We start from the raw sequence: 22,209 nt of genomic DNA, 5'->3' as shown, positions 1-22,209 counted from the left end.
GGCTGGCGGCGAAAGCGGTCCAGGCTGGCGCATGGCGCGCCGCCTCGTCCCGACCATGCTGGCCATCGAGGTAGGCAATGGCCGCCATCGCTTGCTCCTGATCAAAGTGCAACTGCGGCTGGCGAAGGTAATGTGCAAGATAGCGGTGCAGGTAGTCGCGGCTGGCTGGCGTATCGAAAGCGGCCAGCGCCAAACAATACGCGCTGCCCGCGTAGCAGACCTCGCTGGCCAGCAGCAGGCCGCCCAGCTGGTCCGTGAAAGCGGACTGCCCGGTCAATGCGGCCAGGTAGGCGCCCGCCGTGCGGCTGCGCCAGTCGAATTGCCCCAGCAGGCGGGCGATGACGGTGGCGTCGGCCAGCACCAGCCGGGCCACGCACGCCTGCGCCTGGGGCTGGTGCAAGCCCATGTACAGGGGACGCACCCAGTCATCGCGCAAGGCCGCCGTCAGCGGTTCCTGCGGCGGCAGCGCCGGCACGGCAAACGGGTGGTCGTGGCACACGGTGGCGCCAGCCACATGCAACTGCAAGGGCGTCAGGGAAGCGTCCTGCGTCATGGCAAAGCTCCAAAAGTTTGATCCTGCAACTGCTGCACGAGGAAATCGATGAAGACGCGCAGGCGCGGCGGCAGGTGGCGGCTGGCTGGCCACAGCAGCCAGAATGCAGTGCGCGCCTGCGTATGCTCGTCCAGCAGCGAGACCAGTTGCCCAGCCGCCAGCTCGCGCTGCACGGCAAATGCGGGCAGGTAGGCGATGCCCTGCCCCTGCACGGCCAGGTAGATGCGCATTTCCACGCTGTTGCACACCATGCCGGGCGCCGGCTGGGCAGCCTCGTCCATCAGCGGCCACTGTTCCAAACGGCCCGTGGCGGGAAAGCGATAATCGAGGCGCGCGTGCCGCATCAGTTCGGCGCCATCGGCGGGTCGCCCATGGCGCGCCAGGTAGGCGGGCGACGCCACCAGCAGGCGGCGGAATGTGCACAGTTTGCGCCGCATCAAGCCCGAATCGGCCAGTTCGCCCGTGCGCACGGCCGCGTCAAAGCCGTCGCTGACGATATTGACCATGGCGTCGGAAAAATCGAGATCGAGTTCGATGGCGGGATAGGCTTGCATGAACGCGCCGATGGCCGCTTCGAACAGGCCGCTGTAGCGTGGCAGGCTGATGCGCAGGCGGCCGCTGGGCGCGCCACCCGACTCGCCCAGCTCGCGCTCGGCCGCTTCCACTTCCGCCAGGATGCGCTTGCAGCGCTGCAGAAATTTTTCCCCTTCCGCCGTCAGCGCCAGGTGCCGCGTGCTGCGCTGGAACAGGCGCGCGCCGAGCCGTGCTTCCATGCGGGCCACGCTCTTGCCCACGGCCGACGATGACAAGCCCAGCAGCCGGCCCGTGGCCGAAAAACTGCCGCTGTCGGCCACCTGCACGAACATGGCGATGCCACCCAAGCTATCCATGCGCACTCCATTAAAGACATTCTTGTCCGATATGTTGATCAGTTTAGCCCATTTTTCTTCAATGATGGGCACGCCATACTCGCCCCTCTTTCTTTTATATCCGACACCCATGTCCACTTCCTCACGTCTTTCACTCCCGCTGCAAGTGCTGGCCGCTTGCCTGACGGGCTTGCTGATACCCCTGTGCTTCACGGGCCCGGCCGTGGCCCTGCCCGCCCTCGGCGCCGAATTGCACGGTAGCGCCGCCGCCCTGAACTGGGTCATCAATGCGTATATCCTCAGCTATGGCAGTGCCATGATGGTGGCCGGCAGCCTGACGGACGTGCTGGGACGGCGCCGCGTCTGGCTGGCGGGGCTGGCGCTGTTCTGCGTGGCTACCCTGGCCATTGCGGTCGCGCCATCGGTGGCATGGATCGCCGCGCTGCGCTTCGTGCAGGGCCTGGGCGGCGCGGCCGCGTTCGCCGCCGCCATGTCCTCGCTGGCGCCATTGTTCCACGGCGCGGCGCGCAGCCGCGTGATGAGCGTGCTGGGCACGACGTTCGGCCTGGGCCTGGCCTTCGGTCCGCTGGCGGCCGGCGCCATGCTGGCGCTGGCCCGCTGGCCCGCCATCTTTTATGCCACGGCCGTGCTGGGCGCCATTGGCATGCTGCTGGTATGGGTCAGCGTGCCGGCCGATCCAGCGCGCGGCCAGGGCCAGCTGGACTGGCCAGGCGCCATCAGCTTCAGCGCCGCGCTGGGCCTGCTGACCCTGGGCATGCTGCTGGCGCCCGAACACGGCTGGCGCAACGGCGCCGTGCTGCTGTCCATCGCCGCATCCGTGCTGCTGTTCCTCGCCTTTGTCGCGATCGAGCGCCGGACGGCGCGGCCCATGCTGGATTTGTCGCTGTTCCGCCAGCGCCGCTTTGTCGCCGTGCAGGTGCTGGCCGCCTCGCCCGCCTTCCTGTTCATCGTGCTCATCGTCATGCTGCCGGGGCGCTTCATCGGCATCGACAACATGTCCGCGCTGGCGGCGGGCCGTTTGATGATCGCCTTGGCAGCGCCGTTGCTGCTCGTGCCCATGCTGGCGGCGCTGCTGTCGCGCTGGATCGAAACGGGCGCCCTGTGTGCGGCGGGGCTGCTACTGGCCGCGGCAGGCCTGGCCTGGCTGGCGCAAGTGCTGGGCCATGGCGGCACCGCGGCGCTGGCCGGCCCCCTGCTGCTGATCGGCGTGGGCATCGGCTTGCCGTGGGGCTTGATGGATGGCATGGCCCTGAGCGTGGTGGAAACGGAGCGGGCCGGCATGGCGACGGGCATCTTCAATACCGTGCGCGTCAGCGCCGACGGGGTGGCGCTGGCCCTGGCGGGCTCCTTGTTGGCCAGCCTGATCGGCGCAGGCCTGGCGCAGCAGCTGCCGGCCGATTTACCGGTGCTGGCCGCCGCCAGCCGCGCCGCACTCGGCGATATTGAGCAGGCGACACAGCTGCTGGGCGGCCAGGAAGCGCTGCTGCGCGCCAGCTATGACGCCGCTTTCCGCCAGTTGCTGGTCGGCCTGGCAGTGCTGGCCGTGGCGCTGGCGGCGCTCGTGCCATATTTGCTTCGGAATGGTGCGACTCAGGTGTCGAGGCCGTAGAACACCGCAATGAGGATGGCGATATTGTTGCAGGCGCGCGCAAACGCCGTTGTCGCGTAGGCAACGGCCACACTGGGGCCGCGGTAGCGCAGGTAAACAAAGCTGAACATGGCGCCCGACCCCAGCGCGACGATGGCGTGCAGCAAGCCGCCGCTGATGAAATGCACGATGGCCCACAGGATGGCGCCGATAAAAACGCTCAGCTGCCGGCTGGCGCCCAGGCGCCGGAGGATTTCCAGCGGCAGCAACTGGCCAAGGAAGGTTTCCAGGATGGGGGAATAGATGACGACCCAGAACACCAGCAGGGGCAGCGACATTTCGCGCTTGAACTTGGACAGGCCCGTGTGTGCGCCCCAGTATTCGGGCGGCAACAGCCATTTGGTGAGGAACAGGATGGCAAAGCACAGCATGCAGGTGAGCAAGCCCCAACCGAGACCGGCAAGGGCCAGCTGCAGCACGGGCGGCGCCGGTTTGTCGTCGTCCGGGCTGGATAGATCATGGCTGCTGCGCACTTGCATGAGTCGTCCTGGCGGTGATCCAGCGCTCATTGTAGCGCGGAATATGACTATTGGCGCACGGCTGTTGGCGCGCTAAAGCGCCATCCGGCTCAAGCCGCCAGGCGCAGCGGTCCGTTGGCCGGCGGGGCCAGCTTGAAGATGCCCACTTCCTGTTCCAGCTGCGCCGCCTGCTGCTGCAGTTCGTGCGCGGCGGCGGCCGCCTGCTCGACCAGGGCCGCGTTTTGCTGGGTCACCCGGTCCATGTCGACGATGGCGCGGTTGACTTGTTCGATGCCGGCGCCCTGCTCCTGCGTGGCGTGGCTGATCTCGGCCATGATGCCCGTCACCCTGCCGATGCCGGCCACCACATCATGCATGGTGGCGCCCGCCTGCTCGACGAGCACCGTGCCCGTGCCCACCTTGCTGACGGAATCGTCAATCAGGGCCTTGATTTCGCGCGCGGCGGCGCTGGATCGCTGCGCCAGGCTGCGCACCTCGGTGGCGACGACGGCGAAGCCGCGCCCCTGTTCGCCGGCCCGCGCCGCTTCCACGGCCGCGTTCAAGGCGAGGATATTCGTCTGGAAGGCGATGCTGTCGATCACGCCGATGATGTCGACGATCTTGTTCGACGAGGCGTTGATCAGGCCCATGGTGTGCACCACTTCGGCCACCGCCTTGCCGCCCTGCTCCGACACCTGCGACGCTTCGCGCGCCAGGCGGTTCGCCTGCTGGGCGTTGTCCGCATTCTGGCGCACGGTGGAAATCAGTTCTTCCATCGATGACGCCACTTCTTCCAACGAGCCGGCCTGCTGCTCCGTGCGCTGCGACAAATCGCGGTTACCCGTGGCAATCTCGGTCGATGCCGTGGCGATGCTTTCCGTTCCGTGGCGCACCTTGCCGACGATGGCGGCCAGGTTGTCGCGCATGGTCTTGATCGCAAACAGCAGGCTGCTGTCGTCGCCGTGGCGCGTGTGCACGTCGATGGCCAGCTCCCCCAGCGCGATGCGCCCGGCAATCGCGGCCGCATACGCCGGTTCGCCGCCCAGCTGGCGCAGCAGGCCGCGCGTGATGACAGTGGCGACCGCAATGCAAATAAGCACGCTGAGCGCTGCCAGCACGCCGATCCAGCGCAGCGACTGGCCGTAGATGGCGCGCGCGGCCACGCTGGCCTGCTCCGATTCGCGCTGCACGTTTTTCAGCACGGTATCGATGTCGGCGACGATCTGGCGCCGCAGGGGGCTGCATTCCTCGACGAGAAAGGTGCCGTACTGTTCCATCTGCCCCGCGGCGCGAAACTGGCGCGGACGCTGCAATTCCTGCGCCATGGCTTTCAAGCCCGTGCTGACTTTCTCGAATTGCGCATCGCCGGCGAACTGCGGCGCCAGCCGGGCCAGCGCGTCCAGGTACAGCGCCTTTTGGCTGTCGAGGATGGCCAGCTCTTTCTCGGCGGCGGCCTGGTCATGGAAGATATAGGCGTTGCGGGCGGCCAGGCCCGTCTGGTCGAGCGCTTCGCGCGCCACGTACAGCGGCTCGAGTTTTTCCAGCTGGACTTTGTCTTGCGCGTCCATGGCGCCGGAGATGGCGCCGATGCGCAGCAGCGCGAAGGCGGCCAGCACCAGCATGAGTAGCACCAGCAGCCCGAAGCCTGCGCTCAGGCGCGCGCCTATCGTCAAACGATTGAATGACATCATTGTTGTTATTGCCCTGTATAAAGTTGATTGTTGCTGGTTCCGCTAGAACCAGCGATCTGCTCGCCGTCGTGGTGCCTTTCCCTCATGGCGCGGGATGGGTCTCTAACTGGCGTTTTTTGGGCAGTCAGCTTCTAATTTCGGGCAATGCAGGCGCGCGGGACTTTCCTCTACGCCATACAACAGCACACTGAATTATAAGCGAACAGCGTTTTTTATGATTTCACGCGCTCGCTTTTGATGCCTTGATGCAAGTCAAGAGCTACCGTATCAGCCCGCGCCCGGGGCGTCGATGACGGCCATGGTGATACGCGAGATGCAGCACAGTTTGCCGTCGTCGTCCGTGATGCGGATTTCCCAGACCTGGCTGGTACGGCCCCGGTGGATCGGCGTGGCCCGCCCCCTCACGTGGCCGCCGCGCACGCCGCGCAGGTGGTTGGCGTTGATTTCCTGGCCCACGCTCACGTGCCGGCGCGAATCGAGGCAGGCATTCGCGGCCATACTGCCCAGGGTTTCGGCCAGCAGGACCGAGGCGCCGCCATGCAGCAGCTTGAATGGCTGCATGGTGCGGTGGTCGACGGGCATGGTCGCCTCGATCCAGTCGGGGCCGAAGGCCGTGAATTCGATGCCCAGGTGGCGCATGGCCGTGCCCTCGCTGGCGGCGTTGAGGATGGCCAGGTCGAGCGGTGCGTGCCAGATTTCCATTGTTACCTCGGAGAAGTGTGTAGAAAAGGCCATTGTAGGGCAGCTCGCCCATGTGCGCCGCTTCATCTTTCCTTCACCGTGGCACGGGGTGGCGATGGCATTAACTGGTTATAATTGCCCCATTCTTAAAAAACGAGGTTGTGTATGAAGTGGGCCTTGCTGGGCATTTTTGTGTTTTCTGTTTTACATATTCATTTTCGGGGCAAGGTGCGCCTGCCGTTCCGCCGCCAGATTTTCGATCACTCCTCGTTCATGGCGCCGCTGAACCTGTTCATGCACACCTTTTCCAAGGTGCCGGCCACGCCCTATCTTTCCGTCGAGCAGTTTCCGGAATTGGCGCCGCTGCAGCAGAACTGGCAAATCATCCGCGATGAAGCGCTGCGCATGCAGGAAATGAAAAAGATCAAGGCCGCTGAAAAGAACAATGACGTGGGCTTCAATTCCTTCTTCAAGTATGGCTGGAAGCGTTTCTACCTGAAATGGTATGACGCGAACCACCCGTCGGCGCAGCAGATGTGCCCGCAAACCTATGCTTTGCTGCAATCGATTCCGTCGATCAAGGCAGCCATGTTCGCGGAACTGCCGCAAGGCGGCAAGCTCAACCCGCACCGCGACCCGTTCGCCGGTTCCCTGCGCTACCACCTGGGCTTGCAGACGCCGAACGATGACCGCTGCTTCATCGACGTCGATGGCGAGCGCCACAGCTGGCGCGACGGTCAAGCCGTGATGTTCGATGAAACGTATATCCACTGGGCCCGCAACGATGCCGACAGCGACCGCATCATCCTGTTCTGCGACATCGAGCGCCCGATGCGCTACCGCTGGGCGCAAGGCTTGAACCGCTGGCTGGGCCGCACCCTGATGACGGCCGCCGCCTCGCCCAACGAACTGGGCGACCAGGTGGGCGGCGTGAGCAAGCTGTTCCAGATTTCCTGGACCATGGGCCAGTACCGCCGCCGCTTCAAGGCGTGGAACAAGACGGCCTACCAGGTCACCCGGGTGGCGCTGGTCGTGGGCATCATCGCGCTGATCTATTTTATTTAAGCGCTGCATTACCGCACAAGAAAACCGCCTTCGGGCGGTTTTTTTTATAATGCGATAACACTGACCATGAGAATGCTGACACATGACGCAACGCGACCGCCAATACGATATCCAGATCGGCGACGATGCATGGATCGAATTCATCGGTCTTGACGGCCGCTATGAGCAAGCCATCGACATCGATGCCTTGCTGGGGGAACTGTGGCCGCTGATCTGCCTGCTGGAAACCCATTGTGTCGCCGGCTGCTGCGGCATGGATGCCTACGACTTCACGCGGGAAGCCGTCGATACGGCGCTGCTGGAACTCGATCGCGCGCAACTGCATGCCGCCTGCGTGCAGGCCCGCAGCGCCGTGGCCGCGGCCGCCAGCGATGTATTGCTGAGTAACACGATGAATCACTACGCCGATAAACGCGTGTTCCTGCAATTGCTCGATCATCTGGACGAGTGCATCGTCGCGCAGGATGCCGCAGGGGCTTGACCTTGCCAAGGCGGGAAGGTCCACAGTGACGGCATTGAAGGATAACCGAGGAGAATCCCGCATGCCAAAGATCACCGTCCTGCCCCATCCCGAGCTGGCTCCCGACGGCGCCGTCATCGACGCGCCGCAGAACATGAGCATTTGCGACGCCTTGCTGCTCAACAAAATAGACATCGAACACGCCTGCGGCCAGGTGGGCGCCTGTTCCACCTGCCACGTGATCGTGGTGCAGGGTTTCGATACACTCAACGAACTGGGTGACAATGAAGAAGATATGCTCGACCAGGCCTGGGGCTTGCAGCCCCACTCGCGCCTGTCGTGCCAGGCGCGCCTGGCGCAGGAAGACCTGACAGTCGAGCTGCCCAGGTACACGCTCAACCACGCCAAGGAATAGTCCCCGGCGCGGTTGCCCAACTACCTTACGGGTTTACCACGTGATTTACCACATGATCACGCGCTGCTCGGGCGGCAGGTACATCGGGTCGCCCGGCTTGATGCCGAACGCTTCGTAGAAGCCGGGCTGGTTTTTCACCGTGCCCTTGGCGCGGAATTCGCCAGGCGAATGCGGGTCGCTCTTGATCTGGGCGATGGCCGCTTCGGGACGCAATTTCGCGCGCCATTTCTGCGCAAAGCCGATGTACAGGCGCTGTTCGCCCGTCAAGCCATCGATGACGGGCGATGGCTTGCCGCCCAGCGAACGCTGGTACGCCTTGTAGGTGATCGACAGGCCGGAATTGTCGCCGATGTTTTCACCCAGGGTCAGCTCGCCATTGATGTGGTAGCCAGGCACGGGGCTGTAGGCGCCGTATTGCTTGACGAGGCCGGCGGCCAGCGCCTTGAAGGCCGTGCGGTCTTGCGCCGTCCACCAGTTGCGCAGACGGCCCTTGGCATCATATTGGCTGCCGGAATCGTCGAAGGCATGGCTGATTTCATGACCGAAGGTGATGCCCAGCAAGCCGTAATTGACGGCGTCTTCCGCCTTCACGTTGAAGAATGGCGGCTGCAAAATGGCGGCGGGAATCGTGATGGCGTTCAGGGCCGGGCTGTAGCTGGCGTTGACGGTTTGCGGCGTCATCGACCATTCGTCGCGGTCGACCGGTTTGCCCAGCTTGGCCAGGTTTTGCTGGCGGCTCCACACGCGCGAGGCGCGCACGTTGGCGATCAGGTCATTCGGCTGCGTTTTCATGCTGCTGTAGTCGCGCCAGGTATCCGGGTAGGCGATCTTCGGCTTCAGGGCGGCCAGCTTGAGCTGGGCTTCCTTCTTGGTTTCCGGACCCATCCAGTCGAGCTGTTCGATGCCATCCTTGAACGAGGCGACGAAATTGTCGAACATGGCCATCACGCGGGGCCGGGTTTCCGGCGGCAGATACATTTGGACGTAGCGCTTGCCGACGGCGTCGCTGATGGCGTTATCCGTGAAGCGCAGCGCCAGTTGCCACTGCGGTTCGCTTTGCGGCACGCCGCGCAGCACCGTGCCGTCGAAGGCGAAACGTTCCTTGACGGTCGTGCTGTCCAGGTAGGAAGCGTAGCTTTCGATGATGCGCCAGTTCAGGTAGCTCTTCCACGATGCCAGCGGCACGGCGGCCACCGTCTCGGAAAAGCCTGTCATGAAGCTGGGCTGGCGCACCACGGCCGACGAGGCCTTGGGCGCCAGGCCGGCGGCCGTAAAGTAGGCGTTCCAGTCGAAGGCCGGCGCCAGTGCCGCGAATTTGTCGAAATCGACGCGGTTGTACGATTTCACGGGATCGCGCATCTGCACGCGCGTCCACTGCACTGCCGCCAGGCGCGTTTCGATGTCGAGGATCTGCGCCGCATGTTCGGCAGCGGCCTTGTCGCCGCTCATGGCCAGCATGGTTTCGATATGCTTGAGGTATTTGGCGCGCACGGCTTGCAGCTTGGCGTCGTCGTCCTTCAGGTAGTAATCGCGGTCAGGCAAGCCCAGGCCGGACTGGCTGATGTTGACCGTGTACTGCTCGGGGTCTTGCGCATCGGGCGCGACATAGGCAGAAAACGGCGTCGCCACGCCATTGCCTTGCAGATAGGCCAGCAGCGCCGGCAAGTCTTTCTTGTCCTTGACGGCGGCGACGCGGGCCAGTTCGGCGTGCAGGGGCTTGAAGCCGGCCGCATTGCGCGCCTTCTCGTTCATGAAGCTCGTGTACAGGTCGGCGATCTTGTGCGCTTCGCTGCCTGGCTTGCCGGGGTTTTTCACGGTGGCGTCGATCAGGCCGCGCAACTGGCCCTGGGCGATTTCGCGCAATTCGATATACGTGCCCCAGACGGATTTGTCGGCCGGGATTTCCGTATTGCGGGTCCACACGCCGTTGACGTAGCCGTAGAAGTCATCCTTCGGGCTGACGGCCGGGTCCAGGGTTTTCAGGTCGATGCCGGAGACGGGCGCGGCGGCGGTAGCGCCTTGCTGGGCGTACAGCGAGGGCGAGGATAAGGCGAGCAAGGCGCAGCAAGCTGCGCTGATGAGTGAGCGTTTCACGAAGATTCCTTTAATTGTTTTAACTTCATGTTGGGGAACATGCTGTGTCCAGGCATGGGAGGCAGGATTATAGTCCGCCTGCCTGCGGGGAAACAATGTCCGTTAAACAAGTCCAGTGATCCGACAGGTGCTGCAGCACGCCTCAAGACCGACGATGATCCGCAAATGTTACCATTTGGCAATAACCATACTCGCCGCGAGCATATCGCTTTGCCTGGCACTTTGACGGGAGAAGTTTGATGCAGGAATGCAGATTCAATATCTTCGGCACGCTGATTGCCGTCCGGGGAAATCCGGGAGCATGGCGCGCATACTATCTCGGCGCGGAAGGCAAGCGCCGGCCCGCCGATTTCATTATTCCAGACGATATTCAAGCAGATGCGCTATGCGAATACCTGGCTGACCTGTTCCATGAAGAAGCGACGCCGCGCAACAACACGGCAACGCAAATCGGCTCGCCCGTATTCTAAGCCTGGCCTACTTCACCGGCTCGAACGTCACCGTCAATCCATCGCTGGTGGTCCTGAGCTGCGTCGGCACGAATTGTACGCCCGCATAGCGCAGTTCGTCGGGCTTGAAGGTGTAGATCGGCGTTTCATGCATGAGCTGGTCGGCCACCAGGCTGGCCACCTTGGCGAACTGGCGCTGCTGGGCTTCATCCATGCCGTCGATGGTCACCTTGTCCACGCTAACCTCGCTCAGGTAGACGGCGTTGCGCCGGGCGTCCAGCACCAAACGGCCCGACATGGCCAGGCTGCCGCGCCAGCTCTGGCGTATGAACGGCGGCAAGACGCTGGCGTCCACGCTGAGGGCGACTCTTTCGCGCTCGGGTTGCAAGGACAATTGCGGGTGGGTCAGCTTGACGTCCAGCACGGACAGCACGCGCTTGTCGATGGGAAAGCGGCGCTCCAGGCCTTGCTGCATCTTGCTCAGCGACACATTCACGTCGCGCGGGCCGATCAGGGTGGAACACGAGGCCAGCACAGTGCAGGCAAAGGCGGCGATGGCGGCGGTTTTCAGCAAGGGACGGATGGTGGTCACGTTCATGAATAGTCTCGGTGGAAAGATGGCGCCATCTTACACATGCGCCCGCTTTCACGCAAAAACCGGCCCCACCTTGCAGCGGGCGCCGGTTCCTGGATTGGCCTGGTCAGCGTACGAACAGGGCGATCAGTATAACGATGGGCAATGGAATGCCCAGCAGCAGCAAGAGGATGGAACGCATGGCAGACTCCTTGATTTATATATAGATATAGGGGTTCAGATGGTGACGTGGCGCAGCACGCGCTCATGGTCGCGCTGGCGGCCGCCAAACGTTGCCGCCAGGCTGGCCACGAAAGCGCCGAGCAGCAAGGCGACGAACATCCACAATGCCGTGTGGGCGCCAGCTTTGCGGGCAGTGTCGGCCGCTTGCTGGGCACGCGCCTTGGCATCGGCGGCGGCCTTGGCTGCGCGGCCGTAGACGGCGTCGACTCGCGCTTCCGCTTCGGCCTGCGTCAGGCCCGTGCGGCTGGCCACGACCTGGCCCAGATAGGCGCGGTCGTCGGCGGCCAAGCTGCCCGTGGACAGGCTTGTTGCGAAAATCCTGCCGATCTCCACGCGCTGGTCGGCCGTGCCGGCATTGGCCGAGGGCGCTGCCAGGGCGCCGGTGGTGGCGGCAGGTGCAGCCGGTGCGGCGCGCAGCAGCATGTCCGAGAAATAGTCGAGCGGATTGGCGCCGCCACCCTCGCCTGCATTGGCGCCTGCAGCACCCACAGCGCCTGCGCCCGCTGCCGCTGCGGGTGCAACGGCAGCCGCCACGCCGCTGCCCGCGTCGATGGCGCCGCTCAGTACGGCGCGCGTGCCGCCGGCCAGCACGGCCACGGTGATCAGGGTGGCCACGGCCCAGGCCAGCAAGCCGTGCGCCGTATCGCGGAAATGCACCTCATCCGTGTGGATGGCACTCCATTTCACGCGCAGCCGGCCCGCCATGTAGCCGCCGATGCCGGAAGCGGCCAGTTGCATGAAAGCCAGCCAGGCGATGGTCGACACGCCGATGGCTGTCGCGTTGAACGACCACGGCGACACGGACGACAGGCCCAGGCCCACGCCGAGGATCAGCAGGATGAAGGACAAGGCGGCCGCGGCGGCAGCGCCCGCCAGCACGGCGCCCCAGGAGACGCCCGGGTTGTTCAGGTCCGACGCGGACAATTGTGTAGCTTGCATGGAATACTCCCTTGGTTGTTGATTTTTTTAAGCCGTTCAGACGGCCACGCCCGTCAGCTGTTCCTTGCGCGCGGCCATTTCCTGGCCCAGCGCGTCGAGGTCGACGGCCGTCTCGCGCACTTTGGGAAACATGTCGCCCTCTTCTTCCTTGACGTGGTGCTCGATCTGCTCGGACAGCACCTTGACCTTGGCGTCGTACAGGTCGTCGGCCGGGTCCATCGCGGCGATTTGCGCGATGAGCTCCTTGGCGCTGGCGTGCTCGACGAGAGCCTCATCCATCAGGTCGCCGTCGTGGATGGGACGGCGCACGGCCGGGTAGAAAATTTCTTCTTCCAGCTGCGTGTGCACGGTAAGTTCCTGGCAGATCTGGTCGGCCAGTTTTTTCTTGGTGGCAAATGAGCGGTCGCTCAAGCCTTCATATTGGGCAAACAGGGCTTTGACGGCCTTGTGGTCCTGCATCAATAATGTGATCGCGTTCATGGCGCCTCCTTGTTGTGGATGAGGCAAGGATGCGCCATGGCGGCGCCAGCGTATGTGCGACGCCTTACACAATCTTGATTTTTAATACACTCAGCTATTAACCTGCGACTTGATGCCGTGATGGCCCATCAGGTCGTACAAGGTGGGCCGGCTCACGCCCAGCAGCTCGGCCGCCTTGGCGATATTGCCGTCGGCCCGCGCCAGCGCGCGCACCATCACCTTGTATTCGGCCCCGTCGCGGGCCTGGCGCAGGTTCAGCGGTTCATCCTGGGGCGCCGCCTGGGCGCTGGCGGGCAGGCCCAGGTCGTCGGCGGCGATCTGCGGCCCGTCGCTCATGATGACGGCCCGCTTGATGCAATTTTCCACTTCGCGCACATTGCCGGGCCAGCCATAGCTTTCGATCAGCTGCAGCGCGCCGGTGCTGAAATGCAGATTGCTGCGCCCTTCGCTGGCGCAGAACTTGTTCTTGAAATGGTGGGCCAGCAAGGCCGCATCGCCGGCCCGCTCGCGCAGCGGCGGAATGCGCAGCACGATTTCGCTGAGGCGGTAAAACAGGTCTTCGCGGAAACGTCCCTGCTCCGCCAGCACCTTCAAATCCTGGTGCGTGGCGCAGACGATGCGCACGTCGACGGCGATCTCGGCGCGCCCGCCGACGCGCTCGATGACCCGCTCCTGCAGGAAACGCAGCAGTTTCGCCTGCAGCCCCATCGGCATGTCGCCGATTTCATCGAGAAAGAAAGTACCGCCGTGCGCCAGTTCGATCTTGCCCAGGGTTTGCCGCGCCGCGCCCGTAAACGCCCCCCGCTCATAGCCGAACAGCTCGCTCTCGAGCAGGTTTTCAGGGATGGCCGCGCAATTGATGGCGACAAAGCGTTGCGCATGGCGGCTCGACAGCGCATGCAGGCCCCGCGCGATCAGTTCCTTGCCGCTGCCCGAGTCGCCCAGTAGCATCACGCTGGCCGACGAGGGCGCCACTTTTTCCACGCTGCGGCACAGTTTCAGCATGCCCGGATCGCGGCTGACGATGCCGGCCAAGGGCGAGTCCGCCTGGGTCTGCAGCATGCGGCGGTTTTCCTGCTGCATCGCGTGCAGATAGAACGCACGGGCGATGACCAGGCCCAGCATGTCGGCCTCGAACGGTTTCTGGTGGAAATCGTAGGCGCCCAGCGCGATGGCTTTTAACGCATGCGCCCGTTCCTGGTTGCCAGACAGGATGATGACTTTCGTGTCCGGCGCCAGCGCGAGGATTTGCTGCAGGGTGGCCAGGCCTTCCGTGGCGCCGTCCGGGTCGGGCGGCAAGCCTAGGTCCATCGTCACCACGGCAGGCTGGTGGCGCCGCACGAGCGCCAGCGCCGCCTCGCGCTCGCCCGCCAGCAAGACTTCATAGCCGTCAAAACTCCAGTGCAACTGCTTTTGCAGGCCGGGATCGTCTTCGATGACCAGCAGTTTTTGTTTGCCCATGGCATTCCTTTGCTATGCCGCATGCAGCGGCAGGACCACGCGAAACGTCGTGCCCACCTGCGGCTCGCTGCGCACTTCCAGGCTGCCGCCCACTTCGCGCAAGTATTCGCGGCTTTCGAACACGCCGATGCCCATGCCCGCCGTCTTGGTTGTGTCGAACGGTTTAAATAAACGTTCGCGAATGAATTGTTCGCTCATGCCCTGCCCCGTATCGTCGAGCTCGACGACGGCCGTATGCTGTTCGCGCCGCAGCCGCACGGCCACCTTGCCGTCGCTGGCCGTCGCTTCGATGGCGTTCTGGATCAAGTGGCCCAGCACCCGTTCCAGCCGCGCGCGGTTGGCCAGCACCGTCAGCTCGCCATCGACGATTTCCAGCCGGGGCGCCGGCGCCAGGCTGGCCTTGGCGGCGACGGCCTGGCGCAGCAAGCCGTCGAGCAGCAATGGCGCGGGCGCTTCCGGCGCCTCGCCGCGCGCCAGCTTCTGCAGCAAGGTCTTCATTTTCTGCACGGAATGGTCGAGGGTGCCCAGCATGTCTTCCTGGAAAGCGGGATTGGCGCGGTGCTTTTCCGCATTGCTCAGTAACAGGGATAATTGAAACACAAGGTTTTTGAGGTCGTGCACGATGAAGGTGGACATGCGGTTGAACGAGTCGAACTGGCGCGCCACCGTCAAGGTATCGAGCGATTCGCGGTGGGCCAGGTAGCTGGCGGCCTGGCTGCCAGCAATTTTCAGCACGTCGCGGATTTCCCAGTTCAAACTGATGTGCGTGCGGGGCCGCGCCAGCGCGACAAAGGCGAACAGCTGGCCATGCAGCATCAAGGGCACCAGCAGCCACACGCCGGGCAGCGCCAGCAGTGCGGGCGGCAAGCGCAAGCCGCCATACGCGCGCGGATTGTGCTGGCAGTCCGGCACGTCGATCACCCATAGCCTTGCTTCCAGGAACTGGCACAGGGGGCCAAGCGCCGGCTCGCTCCACGTGCTCGGCGGCCAGTTCCAGCTGGCGGCCGGAGCAAACTGGCCCTGTTCGCGCAAGATCCACAGCGCGCCGGCGCGGCTTTCCACCAGTTGCGCCATGGCCTGTATCGTGCGTTCGCCCAGCGCCGGTCCATCTTCCGACAGCGCGCGCGTAAATCTCAGCCATTCCTCGCGGTAATCGAAGATGGCATTGTAAAAATGTTTATTGATGTACACCTTGAGCTTGGCGCGCAAGCTGCCGGAAAACAGCACGCCCGCCAGCAGCAAGGCCGCGCCGCCCAGGTAAGCCATCTGCATCAAGGAACCCCAGGTGCCGCCAAAGTAGCGCAAGTAATAGGCGCTGGCCGCCATCGCCAGCAGGTAGATGGCCGAACCCAGCAAGGCGGCCGAGCGGTACAGCATCTGGCGCGAGACGGACAAGCCCAGCGCCCAGCCCGGATTGCGCGCGGCCGAGACGGCCAGCAGCGGTGCGCACAGGGCGTCGACGATGCCGCGCGCGGCCCAGATGTCGTCATTGACTGCGCGAAACAGCAAGGCGTCGCTGTACAGATAGAAATCGTAGGCGAACAGGCCGCCCACGCCCAGGCACGCAAACTTGATGCCCCAGCGTTTCAAGGGCGGCGTGTTGCGGTACCACTGTTCCACCAGCAACATGCCCAGCACGGCCAGCAGCAGCCGGCAGACACTGGCGATGATGCGCGCCGGCAAAGGCAGCGCCAGCCAGGATGAAGCCATGGAGAGCAGCCACGGCGCCAGCGCCGTAAGGACGATGCCAGCCAGCACGAGACGCAAGCGTGACCGCGACGGTTCGATCAGCAGCAGCAAAAACACCAGCCAGGCCAGGGTGCGCAGCAATTCAAGCGCGTCGCCGGCAAGCGCGATGCGCTGCCCCAGCAGCACCAGCACCACCGTGCCCGTGGCCCAGCCGCCTGTCGCCAGGCACGCCACCAGCAAGGCGCGCACGTTCTGCCGCGCGCGCCAGTTGCTGATCAATAGCAGCGCCAGCACGAAAAAGGCCAGCGACGCCAGGCCATGGCTGAGAGCCGCCGCGTCGGGCGCCGCCAGCCAGTCCGACTGGTCCCGCATCACCGGCTGCCCTTGCCAAACAGCACCACCTGCACCGTATCGAGCAGTATCAGCAAGTCGAGGAATAGACTATTGTTTTTCACATAATACAAATCGTATTGCAGCTTCTTGACGGCATCGTCGACGGAAGCGCCATATTGGTAGCGCACCTGCGCCAAGCCCGTGATGCCAGGCTTGATGCTGTGACGAATGTTGTAGTACGGCACTTGTTCCTTCAATTGCTCGACAAAATAGGCGCGCTCGGGGCGCGGTCCCACGAAGCTCATCTCGCCGCGAAATACATTGAGCATCTGCGGCAGCTCGTCGATGCGCAGCTTGCGGATCAGATTGCCCACGCGCGTGATGCGCGCATCGTTGGCCAGCGCCCAGATGGGCGTGCCGTCGCGCTCGGCGTCGCAGCGCATGCTGCGAAATTTCAGCACCTTGAAAGGCTGGCCGTCGCGCCCGACCCTTTCTTGCTGATAGAACACGGGGCCGCCGTCTTCCAGGCGGATGCACAGTGCCGTCACCAGCATCACGGGCAGCGCCGCCAGGCAGATGACTGCGCTGGCCGCCAGGTCGAACAAACGCTTCGACGCGGCGCGGAAAAAACTCTGGTCGAAGCCGCCGCCATAGATCAGATAGCTCGGTTGTAATGAATCGATGCGGATCTGGCAAGCTTCGCGCTCGAAAAACGTGGCCGCGTCGATCACTTTCACGCCGCCCAGCGCGCATTCCAACAGTTGCTTGGCAGGAAACGCGCCATTGCGCCGGTCGCTGACGGACACGACGATCTCATGCGCGGCATGGCGCTGGGCCGTGGCCAGCAGGGACGGTCCGGCCGGCAGCAAGGCCGAGGCCGGCACGCAGCATTGCTCGCCCGCCACATCGATGCAGCCGACGACCGTAAACTGGTGGAAACCGATCTTGCTGGCCGCCAAATCCATGCATTCGCGCGCCAGCACCCCGCCGCCCACCAGGATCAGCCGGCCTTTCATCAGCGCCGATTGCGAGGATTTGAATACCACCAGGCGCGCCAGCAGCACGCCGATGGCCCCCAGGCCGAAGATCAGCACGCTGCCGCGTCCGAAATGCAAGGAAGGAATAAACCGGATCAAGACGCTGAGCACGGCAAAACCCAGCGCGAACGACGGCAGGATGCGTAATAAAGTGTTGCGGATGTCTTCGCGCGAGCGGTGCTGGTACATGCCCAGCGCGCTCATGCTCAAAACGATGACCAGCGCAAAGATCGAGGACGACAGGTAGACCTCGCTCGCCCGCACCAGGCGGCTGCCATCGGCCAGCCACAGCAAGGACGTCAAGGTGGCCGACAGCAGCAGGATCAGGATTTCCAGCAACAGCAAGATAAACGCTGTTTTCGAGACGTAATGGCTGAAGATGCGGATCATGGTTCCCCCTGCGGCAAAAAGCATCAGGCCACGCGCAAGGCGGCCTGCTGCTGGTCTTGCCATCATGGCGAACTGTTCCAAGAAGACATTGATGCGCCACAAGCTACGGCCCCAGCTATCTTTCGCCGGTAGAATTTATCTCAATACATTACCGAATGAGGGGAAATGGCATATAGTATGCTTCCCCTAAAAAAATATAAATGTCATGAAATTTGATGTAGCGATTGTCGGCAGTGGCCTGGCGGGTTTATCGGTTGCACTGCATTTAGCTGAGACGCGCACCGTCGCGATCATTTCCAAACGCGCGCTGCTCGATGGCGCCAGCAACTGGGCGCAAGGCGGGATCGCGGCCGTGCTGGACTCGGGCGACAGCCACGAGCAGCACATCGAAGACACCCTGATCGCCGGCGGCGGCCTGTGCGACGAGAGTGCCACGCGCTACATCGTCGAGCACGGCCGCGAAGCGATCGAATGGCTGATCGAGCAAGGCGTGCCATTCACGCGCGACGCCACGGCCGAGCTGGGCTTCCACCTGACCCGCGAAGGCGGACACAGCCAGCGCCGCATCATCCACGCGGCCGACGCCACCGGGCACGCCGTGCAAGTGACCCTGGAAGAAAAAGTCCGCGCCCACCCGAACATCAGCCTGTTCGAACACCATTGCGCGATCGACCTGATCACTTCCGACAAGCTGGGCATGAAGCCGACCCAGCGCAACGCCCAACCGCATTGCCACGGCTTGTACGTGCAGGATGAGCAAACGGGTAAAGTACTCACCTTTGCCGCCGAGCACACCGTGCTGGCCACGGGCGGCGCCGGCAAGGTGTATTTATATACCACCAACCCGGACACGGCTAGCGGCGACGGCATCGCCATGGCCTGGCGTGCCGGCTGCCGCGTGTCGAACATGGAATTCATCCAGTTCCACCCCACGTGTTTGTATCACCCGTATGCGAAATCGTTCCTGATCACCGAAGCCATCCGTGGCGAAGGCGGCTTGCTGAAATTGCCGCCCGAAGCGGGCGCGGCGGCCGGCCAGCGCTTCATGCTGGCGCACGATGAGCGGGCCGAACTGGCGCCGCGCGACGTGGTGGCGCGCGCCATCGACTTCGAGATCAAGAAACGGGGCCTCGACTACGTACACCTGGACATCAGCCACAAGCCGGCGGAATTCCTCATCGAACACTTCCCGACGATTTACGCGCGCTGTTTGGAACTGGGCATCGACATCACCAAGCAGCCTATTCCCATCGTGCCAGCGGCCCACTACACGTGCGGCGGCGTCGTGACGGACCTGGCCGGCCGCGCCGACTTGCCGGGCCTGTATGCGGTCGGCGAGACGGCTTGCACGGGCCTGCATGGCGCGAACCGCCTGGCGTCGAACTCTTTGCTGGAATGCATCGTCATCGGCCGCGCCTGCGCGCAGGATATCGAAAGCAAGGAAAAGCTGGGCACGCCGTATCTGCCCGACTGGGATGAAAGCCGGGTAACGGATGCGGACGAGGAAGTGGTGATTTCGCACAACTGGGACGAGCTGCGCCGCTTCATGTGGAATTACGTGGGCATCGTGCGCACCACCAAGCGCCTGGAGCGGGCCCAGCACCGCATCGCCCTGCTGAAGGAAGAGATCGACGAGTACTACCGTAACTTCCGCATCACGCACGATTTACTGGAACTACGCAATCTCGTCGACGTAGCCTCGATGATCGTCAACAGCGCCCTGTCCCGCCGCGAAAGCCGCGGCCTGCACTTCAGCCGCGATTATCCCGAGACCTTGCCGAAGGCGATTGCCAGCGTGCTGACGCCGCCGCATAGGTAATTGTTTCTCACCAATATATCTTAGGCAGCGACAGTATTCTACTGGCGCAAATCTGGGGTCAGACCCGCCGGGTCTGACCCCGGCTCTTTACCTGCAGTGAAGTGACAATAGCAGCTTGCATACAGGTCAATGCGCGTCAAGGCTCAGATATTCAAACTCGATGCCATCTTCCGTGTAAGAAAACCTGGCCGAATCGCCAGTACACTCTCCCTGCGCCTCATCCGCCACATACCTACACTCGCTCTCCAGCCCGCCATCTTCCCGCCAGTGCCGCGTCCAGCCCTGGCGCTCGCCATCGACATACTCGATCAACTGCCTCGGCTTGCCATCGGCATACCAGGAACGCAATGCGCCCTCCTCGCGGCCACCCGCGTTCCACTGCTTGTGCACGAGCAACACGCCGGCCCGGCTGAAACGCTGTTCGCTGCGCAAGACGTAGTGGTCGCTGTGCGTGCGCTTGCTGGCCACTTTGCCATCCGGATAATATTCGACGCTGTCGCCCACGGGCTTGTCGTCCACGTACTGCGTTGTCCGCTGCACCTTGCCATCCGGGAAATAGCCGGTGCTTGGTCCTGCCTGGACGCCATTCATGTACTTGCTGCGGCTTTCCACGCTACCGTCCGGATAAAACAGCAGCAGCTCGCCCTCCGTCTGACCCTTGACCTGGGTCATGCGCGTGCGCAGCTTGCCATCCTTGTCGAAAGTTTCTACCAGGCCATCGGCGCGGGCGCCGTTTTCGTACTGGCTGACCTCGTTCAGCTTGCCCGTATCGTGATAGGTCCGCTGTTCTCCCTCCTGCACGCCATCGCGCCACGTGTTGCGCATGGAAATCTGGCCGTCAGGACGATACAGGGTCTGCACACCTTCCTGCACGCCACGGCCATCCTGCTCCACCTGCATCTCGACCTGTCCATGCGGGTAGTACATGCTGTAGTTGCCCACCAGCCTGCCGCGCAGGTAATCGGGATCGTTGACCTGGCCAATCAACCGCTTCGGCTCGCCTTCACGCGCGTGCACCACCTCGACTTGCCAGGTGCCGGGTGTCTTGCCAGGCGGCAGCGGGACGACCAGCGCATAGCGCGCATGTTCCTTGACTTCGCCGCGCGTCAGATTGTGATTCAGGTACAAGCGCGCCTTGCCATCGGCACAGGCTTGCGGCTCGCAGCCGCCCAGCTTACCGACATCCGGCATGGCGAGCGCACCCACATTACCCGGCGCAGGGCAGAATTTGATACCCATCAACAACGGCGTCCTGTCGCGTATCAGCTTGGCCAATTGCCGCTTCATGGCGGCGTACTGCTGCGCGTCTAGGCCCACGGACACGGCATCCATGCGCACCTGCCGCCCGCCGCAGCCATCCTCGCTGGCCAGGGACAGCACATCGCCACCGTCCTTGCCGGACTCGGCCTTGATCGCGGTGACCACTTGCCGCTGTTCGATCTCGGCGTGGGCCAGCGCCGGCAACAGCAGCATGACGCCAAGCAGGCGCTTCACAATGCGCGCCATGCCTGCTCCTTGCGCTGCAGTTCCGGCGCTGGCGGCGCTTCGCCGCATGCGCCCTGGGCCTTGCCGGCCACATACTGGCATTCGCCCTTCAAACTGCCATCCTCGTGCCAGCTGCGGCTCCAGCCGTCGCGCCGGTCGTTCACGTAGTCGATGGCTTGCTCCTGCTTGCCGTTCTCGTACCACGAGCGCGACGTGCCCTGCTCACGCAGCTGCTTGTCCCAGTTTCTTTCCAGCACCAGCACGCCTTGCGGGCTGTAGCGTTGGACCTTGAGCAGCGCCCCATTCCCGGCATACTGCTGGCGCGTTTGCACCTTGCCATCTGGATAAAATTCCAACGCTTCGCCCGTCGGCAAGTCCATGAGCATTGTCATGGTGGAGCGCACGGCGCCATCCGGATGGTAATAGGTGGCCAGACCATGGTACTTGCCCTTGCTCATTTGCGTGCGGCTGGAAACGTTACCGTCAGGAAGATACGTAATGAGTTCGCCTTCCAGCTTGCCATCGCGCATGGTCTGGCGTGTCTTCAGCTTGCCATTGGCATCAAAGGTATCGAATGTGCCGTCAACCTGGCCGCCATTGCGAAATTCCACGGCTTCGCGCAGCTTGCCCGTGCTGTGATAGCTGCGCTGCATGCCTTCCGGCATACCGTCGCGCCATTGGCTGCGCGATTCCAGCGTACCGTCAGGATAGTAGCTGCTGGCCACGCCCTGCTGCCGGCCCTTGGCATCTTGCGGCACCTGTTTTTCGATCTGGCCATCCGGGTAATAATAGGTGTAGCCGCCCACCAGTTCACCCTGCGCATAGTCGGCGTGGTTGACCTGGCCCGACAGGCGCAGCTTGTGGCCGGCCACGCTGTAAATGTCCACCTTCCACGTACCCGGCAGCTTGCCTTTCGGTAAAGGCAACAGCAACACGTTTGGCGCCTTTTCCTGTTCGATGGGGAAGAAACGCTCGTGCAGGTACAACCGCGCCCGGCCGTCGGCGCAGGCCGCTGGCGTGCAGGCGGCGATCTGCCGCACGATGGGCACGCTTTCATCCTCTGGGCATTTTTTCAGGGTGACGAGCATGGGCGTCTTGCTGCGGATCTGCCTGGCCAGCCGGCCTTTCATTGCTTCATACGGTGCATCGTCCAGCCCGACCGAGCGCGCATCCATGCGCACTTGGCGGCCGCCGCAAGCCGTGTCGCCCGCCACCGTCAGCACGTCGGCGCCTTCGCTGTCTTGTTCGCTGGCAATCGCCGTGAACACCTGGCGCTGCACGATCTGCGCCTGCGACAGCGCGGGCCACAGCAAGGAAGCGCCAAGCAGCGCGCATAGAGTCTTGATTTTCATACG

Annotated in this window: 20 protein-coding genes; 6 read left to right on the top strand and 14 right to left on the bottom strand. The window is 63.5% G+C overall.

The features are described from left to right. Positions 1 to 553, bottom strand: a 553-nt coding sequence (locus VM94_RS28325) for a DUF6000 family protein (RefSeq protein ID WP_200899244.1), incomplete at its 3' end; no start/stop codon positions are given. Continuing rightward, positions 550 to 1,443, bottom strand: coding sequence for a LysR family transcriptional regulator (locus VM94_RS20860; protein ID WP_046685574.1), 894 nt, complete (start codon positions 1,441 to 1,443; stop codon positions 550 to 552). The genes VM94_RS20860 and VM94_RS28325, both read right to left, overlap by 4 nt. A gap of 109 nt (positions 1,444 to 1,552) precedes the next feature. Here VM94_RS20860 and VM94_RS20855 point away from each other — a divergent pair, with 109 nt between their 5' ends. Next, entirely contained in the window at positions 1,553 to 3,052 is a 1,500-nt protein-coding gene (locus VM94_RS20855) for an MFS transporter (protein ID WP_046685164.1), read from the top strand. On the opposite strand, the gene VM94_RS20850 is transcribed toward VM94_RS20855, so the two are convergent. From VM94_RS20850 to VM94_RS20840, 3 genes are all read right to left on the bottom strand, one after another. Further along, complete coding sequence (locus VM94_RS20850) at positions 3,034 to 3,570, bottom strand: CPBP family intramembrane metalloprotease (protein WP_046685163.1); 537 nt, start codon at positions 3,568 to 3,570, stop codon at positions 3,034 to 3,036. The two genes, VM94_RS20855 and VM94_RS20850, sit on opposite strands and share 19 nt — an antisense overlap. 89 nt (positions 3,571 to 3,659) lie before the next feature. Next, on the bottom strand, positions 3,660 to 5,240 hold the full coding sequence (locus VM94_RS20845) for a methyl-accepting chemotaxis protein (RefSeq protein WP_046685162.1): 1,581 nt from the start codon (positions 5,238 to 5,240) through the stop codon (positions 3,660 to 3,662). Positions 5,241 to 5,507: 267 nt separating this feature from the next. Then, the gene (locus VM94_RS20840) at positions 5,508 to 5,942 is read right to left on the bottom strand and encodes a hotdog fold thioesterase (protein ID WP_046685161.1); all 435 of its coding nucleotides are present in this window, start codon (positions 5,940 to 5,942) and stop codon (positions 5,508 to 5,510) included. Positions 5,943 to 6,086: 144 nt separating this feature from the next. On the opposite strand from VM94_RS20840, the gene lpxO reads away from it, so the two are divergent. The 3 genes from lpxO (at position 6,087) to fdx (ending at position 7,861) form a co-directional block, all read left to right on the top strand. Further along, entirely contained in the window at positions 6,087 to 6,986 is a 900-nt protein-coding gene (gene lpxO / locus VM94_RS20835) for a lipid A hydroxylase LpxO (RefSeq protein ID WP_046685160.1), read from the top strand. 82 nt (positions 6,987 to 7,068) lie between these two features. Next, a complete protein-coding gene (locus tag VM94_RS20830; RefSeq protein ID WP_046685159.1) occupies positions 7,069 to 7,467 on the top strand; it encodes a DUF6331 family protein in 399 nt (132 codons plus the stop codon). Positions 7,468 to 7,528: 61 nt separating this feature from the next. Next, complete coding sequence (fdx, locus tag VM94_RS20825) at positions 7,529 to 7,861, top strand: ISC system 2Fe-2S type ferredoxin (protein WP_046685158.1); 333 nt, start codon at positions 7,529 to 7,531, stop codon at positions 7,859 to 7,861. Between the two features lie 45 nt (positions 7,862 to 7,906). On the opposite strand, the gene VM94_RS20820 is transcribed toward fdx, so the two are convergent. Next, entirely contained in the window at positions 7,907 to 9,955 is a 2,049-nt protein-coding gene (locus VM94_RS20820; protein ID WP_046685157.1) for a M13 family metallopeptidase, read from the bottom strand. Positions 9,956 to 10,194: 239 nt separating this feature from the next. On the opposite strand from VM94_RS20820, the gene VM94_RS20815 reads away from it, so the two are divergent. Further along, positions 10,195 to 10,425, top strand: a complete 231-nt coding sequence (locus VM94_RS20815; RefSeq protein WP_046685156.1) for a DUF7661 family protein — start codon at positions 10,195 to 10,197, stop codon at positions 10,423 to 10,425. A 7-nt stretch (positions 10,426 to 10,432) separates the two neighbouring features. Here VM94_RS20815 and VM94_RS20810 read toward each other — a convergent pair whose 3' ends face one another. From VM94_RS20810 to VM94_RS20785, 6 genes are all read right to left on the bottom strand, one after another. Beyond that, entirely contained in the window at positions 10,433 to 11,002 is a 570-nt protein-coding gene (locus tag VM94_RS20810; RefSeq protein ID WP_046685155.1) for a DUF1439 domain-containing protein, read from the bottom strand. Positions 11,003 to 11,215: 213 nt separating this feature from the next. Beyond that, a complete protein-coding gene (locus VM94_RS28590; RefSeq protein WP_046685154.1) occupies positions 11,216 to 12,160 on the bottom strand; it encodes a hypothetical protein in 945 nt (314 codons plus the stop codon). Between the two features lie 36 nt (positions 12,161 to 12,196). Then, on the bottom strand, positions 12,197 to 12,640 hold the full coding sequence (locus tag VM94_RS20800) for a hemerythrin domain-containing protein (RefSeq protein WP_046685153.1): 444 nt from the start codon (positions 12,638 to 12,640) through the stop codon (positions 12,197 to 12,199). A gap of 90 nt (positions 12,641 to 12,730) precedes the next feature. After that, positions 12,731 to 14,101: a PEP-CTERM-box response regulator transcription factor gene (gene prsR, locus VM94_RS20795; protein ID WP_046685152.1), complete on the bottom strand. Its 1,371-nt coding sequence runs from the start codon at positions 14,099 to 14,101 to the stop codon at positions 12,731 to 12,733. 12 nt (positions 14,102 to 14,113) lie between these two features. Continuing rightward, positions 14,114 to 16,162 (bottom strand): XrtA/PEP-CTERM system histidine kinase PrsK, encoded by a 2,049-nt coding sequence (gene prsK / locus VM94_RS20790; protein ID WP_046685151.1) that lies wholly within the window; start codon positions 16,160 to 16,162, stop codon positions 14,114 to 14,116. Further along, on the bottom strand, positions 16,162 to 17,550 hold the full coding sequence (locus VM94_RS20785; protein WP_046685150.1) for a TIGR03013 family XrtA/PEP-CTERM system glycosyltransferase: 1,389 nt from the start codon (positions 17,548 to 17,550) through the stop codon (positions 16,162 to 16,164). Before VM94_RS20785 ends, prsK begins: the two co-directional genes overlap by 1 nt. 205 nt (positions 17,551 to 17,755) lie before the next feature. On the opposite strand from VM94_RS20785, the gene nadB reads away from it, so the two are divergent. Then, the gene (gene nadB / locus VM94_RS20780) at positions 17,756 to 19,369 is read left to right on the top strand and encodes an L-aspartate oxidase (RefSeq protein ID WP_046685149.1); all 1,614 of its coding nucleotides are present in this window, start codon (positions 17,756 to 17,758) and stop codon (positions 19,367 to 19,369) included. Between the two features lie 126 nt (positions 19,370 to 19,495). Here nadB and VM94_RS20775 read toward each other — a convergent pair whose 3' ends face one another. Both VM94_RS20775 and VM94_RS20770 read right to left on the bottom strand, forming a co-directional pair. After that, complete coding sequence (locus VM94_RS20775) at positions 19,496 to 20,875, bottom strand: toxin-antitoxin system YwqK family antitoxin (RefSeq protein WP_046685148.1); 1,380 nt, start codon at positions 20,873 to 20,875, stop codon at positions 19,496 to 19,498. After that, a complete protein-coding gene (locus VM94_RS20770; RefSeq protein ID WP_046685147.1) occupies positions 20,860 to 22,206 on the bottom strand; it encodes a toxin-antitoxin system YwqK family antitoxin in 1,347 nt (448 codons plus the stop codon). The genes VM94_RS20775 and VM94_RS20770 overlap by 16 nt, the downstream gene beginning before the upstream one ends. Between the last annotated feature and the right edge of the window lie 3 nt (positions 22,207 to 22,209).

It is taken from the genome of Janthinobacterium sp. KBS0711 (assembly GCF_000988085.1).
Classification (GTDB): Bacteria; Pseudomonadota; Gammaproteobacteria; order Burkholderiales; family Burkholderiaceae_D; genus Janthinobacterium; species Janthinobacterium lividum_E.
The sequence above is the reverse complement of the archived record's forward strand: the minus strand, read 5'-3'. Positions and strand labels throughout refer to the sequence as shown.

Coding starts and splice junctions, on each gene's coding strand:
- VM94_RS20800 (WP_046685153.1), bottom strand. CDS start 12,640: ATGAACGCGATCACATTATTGATGCAGGACCACAAGGCCGTCAAAGCC.
- VM94_RS20785 (WP_046685150.1), bottom strand. CDS start 17,550: ATGATCCGCATCTTCAGCCATTACGTCTCGAAAACAGCGTTTATCTTG.
- VM94_RS20830 (WP_046685159.1), top strand. CDS start 7,069: ATGACGCAACGCGACCGCCAATACGATATCCAGATCGGCGACGATGCA.
- VM94_RS20845 (WP_046685162.1), bottom strand. CDS start 5,240: ATGATGTCATTCAATCGTTTGACGATAGGCGCGCGCCTGAGCGCAGGC.
- lpxO (WP_046685160.1), top strand. CDS start 6,087: ATGAAGTGGGCCTTGCTGGGCATTTTTGTGTTTTCTGTTTTACATATT.
- prsR (WP_046685152.1), bottom strand. CDS start 14,101: ATGGGCAAACAAAAACTGCTGGTCATCGAAGACGATCCCGGCCTGCAA.
- VM94_RS20840 (WP_046685161.1), bottom strand. CDS start 5,942: ATGGAAATCTGGCACGCACCGCTCGACCTGGCCATCCTCAACGCCGCC.
- VM94_RS20855 (WP_046685164.1), top strand. CDS start 1,553: ATGTCCACTTCCTCACGTCTTTCACTCCCGCTGCAAGTGCTGGCCGCT.
- prsK (WP_046685151.1), bottom strand. CDS start 16,162: ATGCGGGACCAGTCGGACTGGCTGGCGGCGCCCGACGCGGCGGCTCTC.
- VM94_RS20810 (WP_046685155.1), bottom strand. CDS start 11,002: ATGAACGTGACCACCATCCGTCCCTTGCTGAAAACCGCCGCCATCGCC.
- VM94_RS20775 (WP_046685148.1), bottom strand. CDS start 20,875: ATGGCGCGCATTGTGAAGCGCCTGCTTGGCGTCATGCTGCTGTTGCCG.
- nadB (WP_046685149.1), top strand. CDS start 17,756: ATGAAATTTGATGTAGCGATTGTCGGCAGTGGCCTGGCGGGTTTATCG.
- VM94_RS20860 (WP_046685574.1), bottom strand. CDS start 1,443: ATGGATAGCTTGGGTGGCATCGCCATGTTCGTGCAGGTGGCCGACAGC.
- VM94_RS20815 (WP_046685156.1), top strand. CDS start 10,195: ATGCAGGAATGCAGATTCAATATCTTCGGCACGCTGATTGCCGTCCGG.
- fdx (WP_046685158.1), top strand. CDS start 7,529: ATGCCAAAGATCACCGTCCTGCCCCATCCCGAGCTGGCTCCCGACGGC.
- VM94_RS20850 (WP_046685163.1), bottom strand. CDS start 3,570: ATGCAAGTGCGCAGCAGCCATGATCTATCCAGCCCGGACGACGACAAA.
- VM94_RS28590 (WP_046685154.1), bottom strand. CDS start 12,160: ATGCAAGCTACACAATTGTCCGCGTCGGACCTGAACAACCCGGGCGTC.
- VM94_RS20770 (WP_046685147.1), bottom strand. CDS start 22,206: ATGAAAATCAAGACTCTATGCGCGCTGCTTGGCGCTTCCTTGCTGTGG.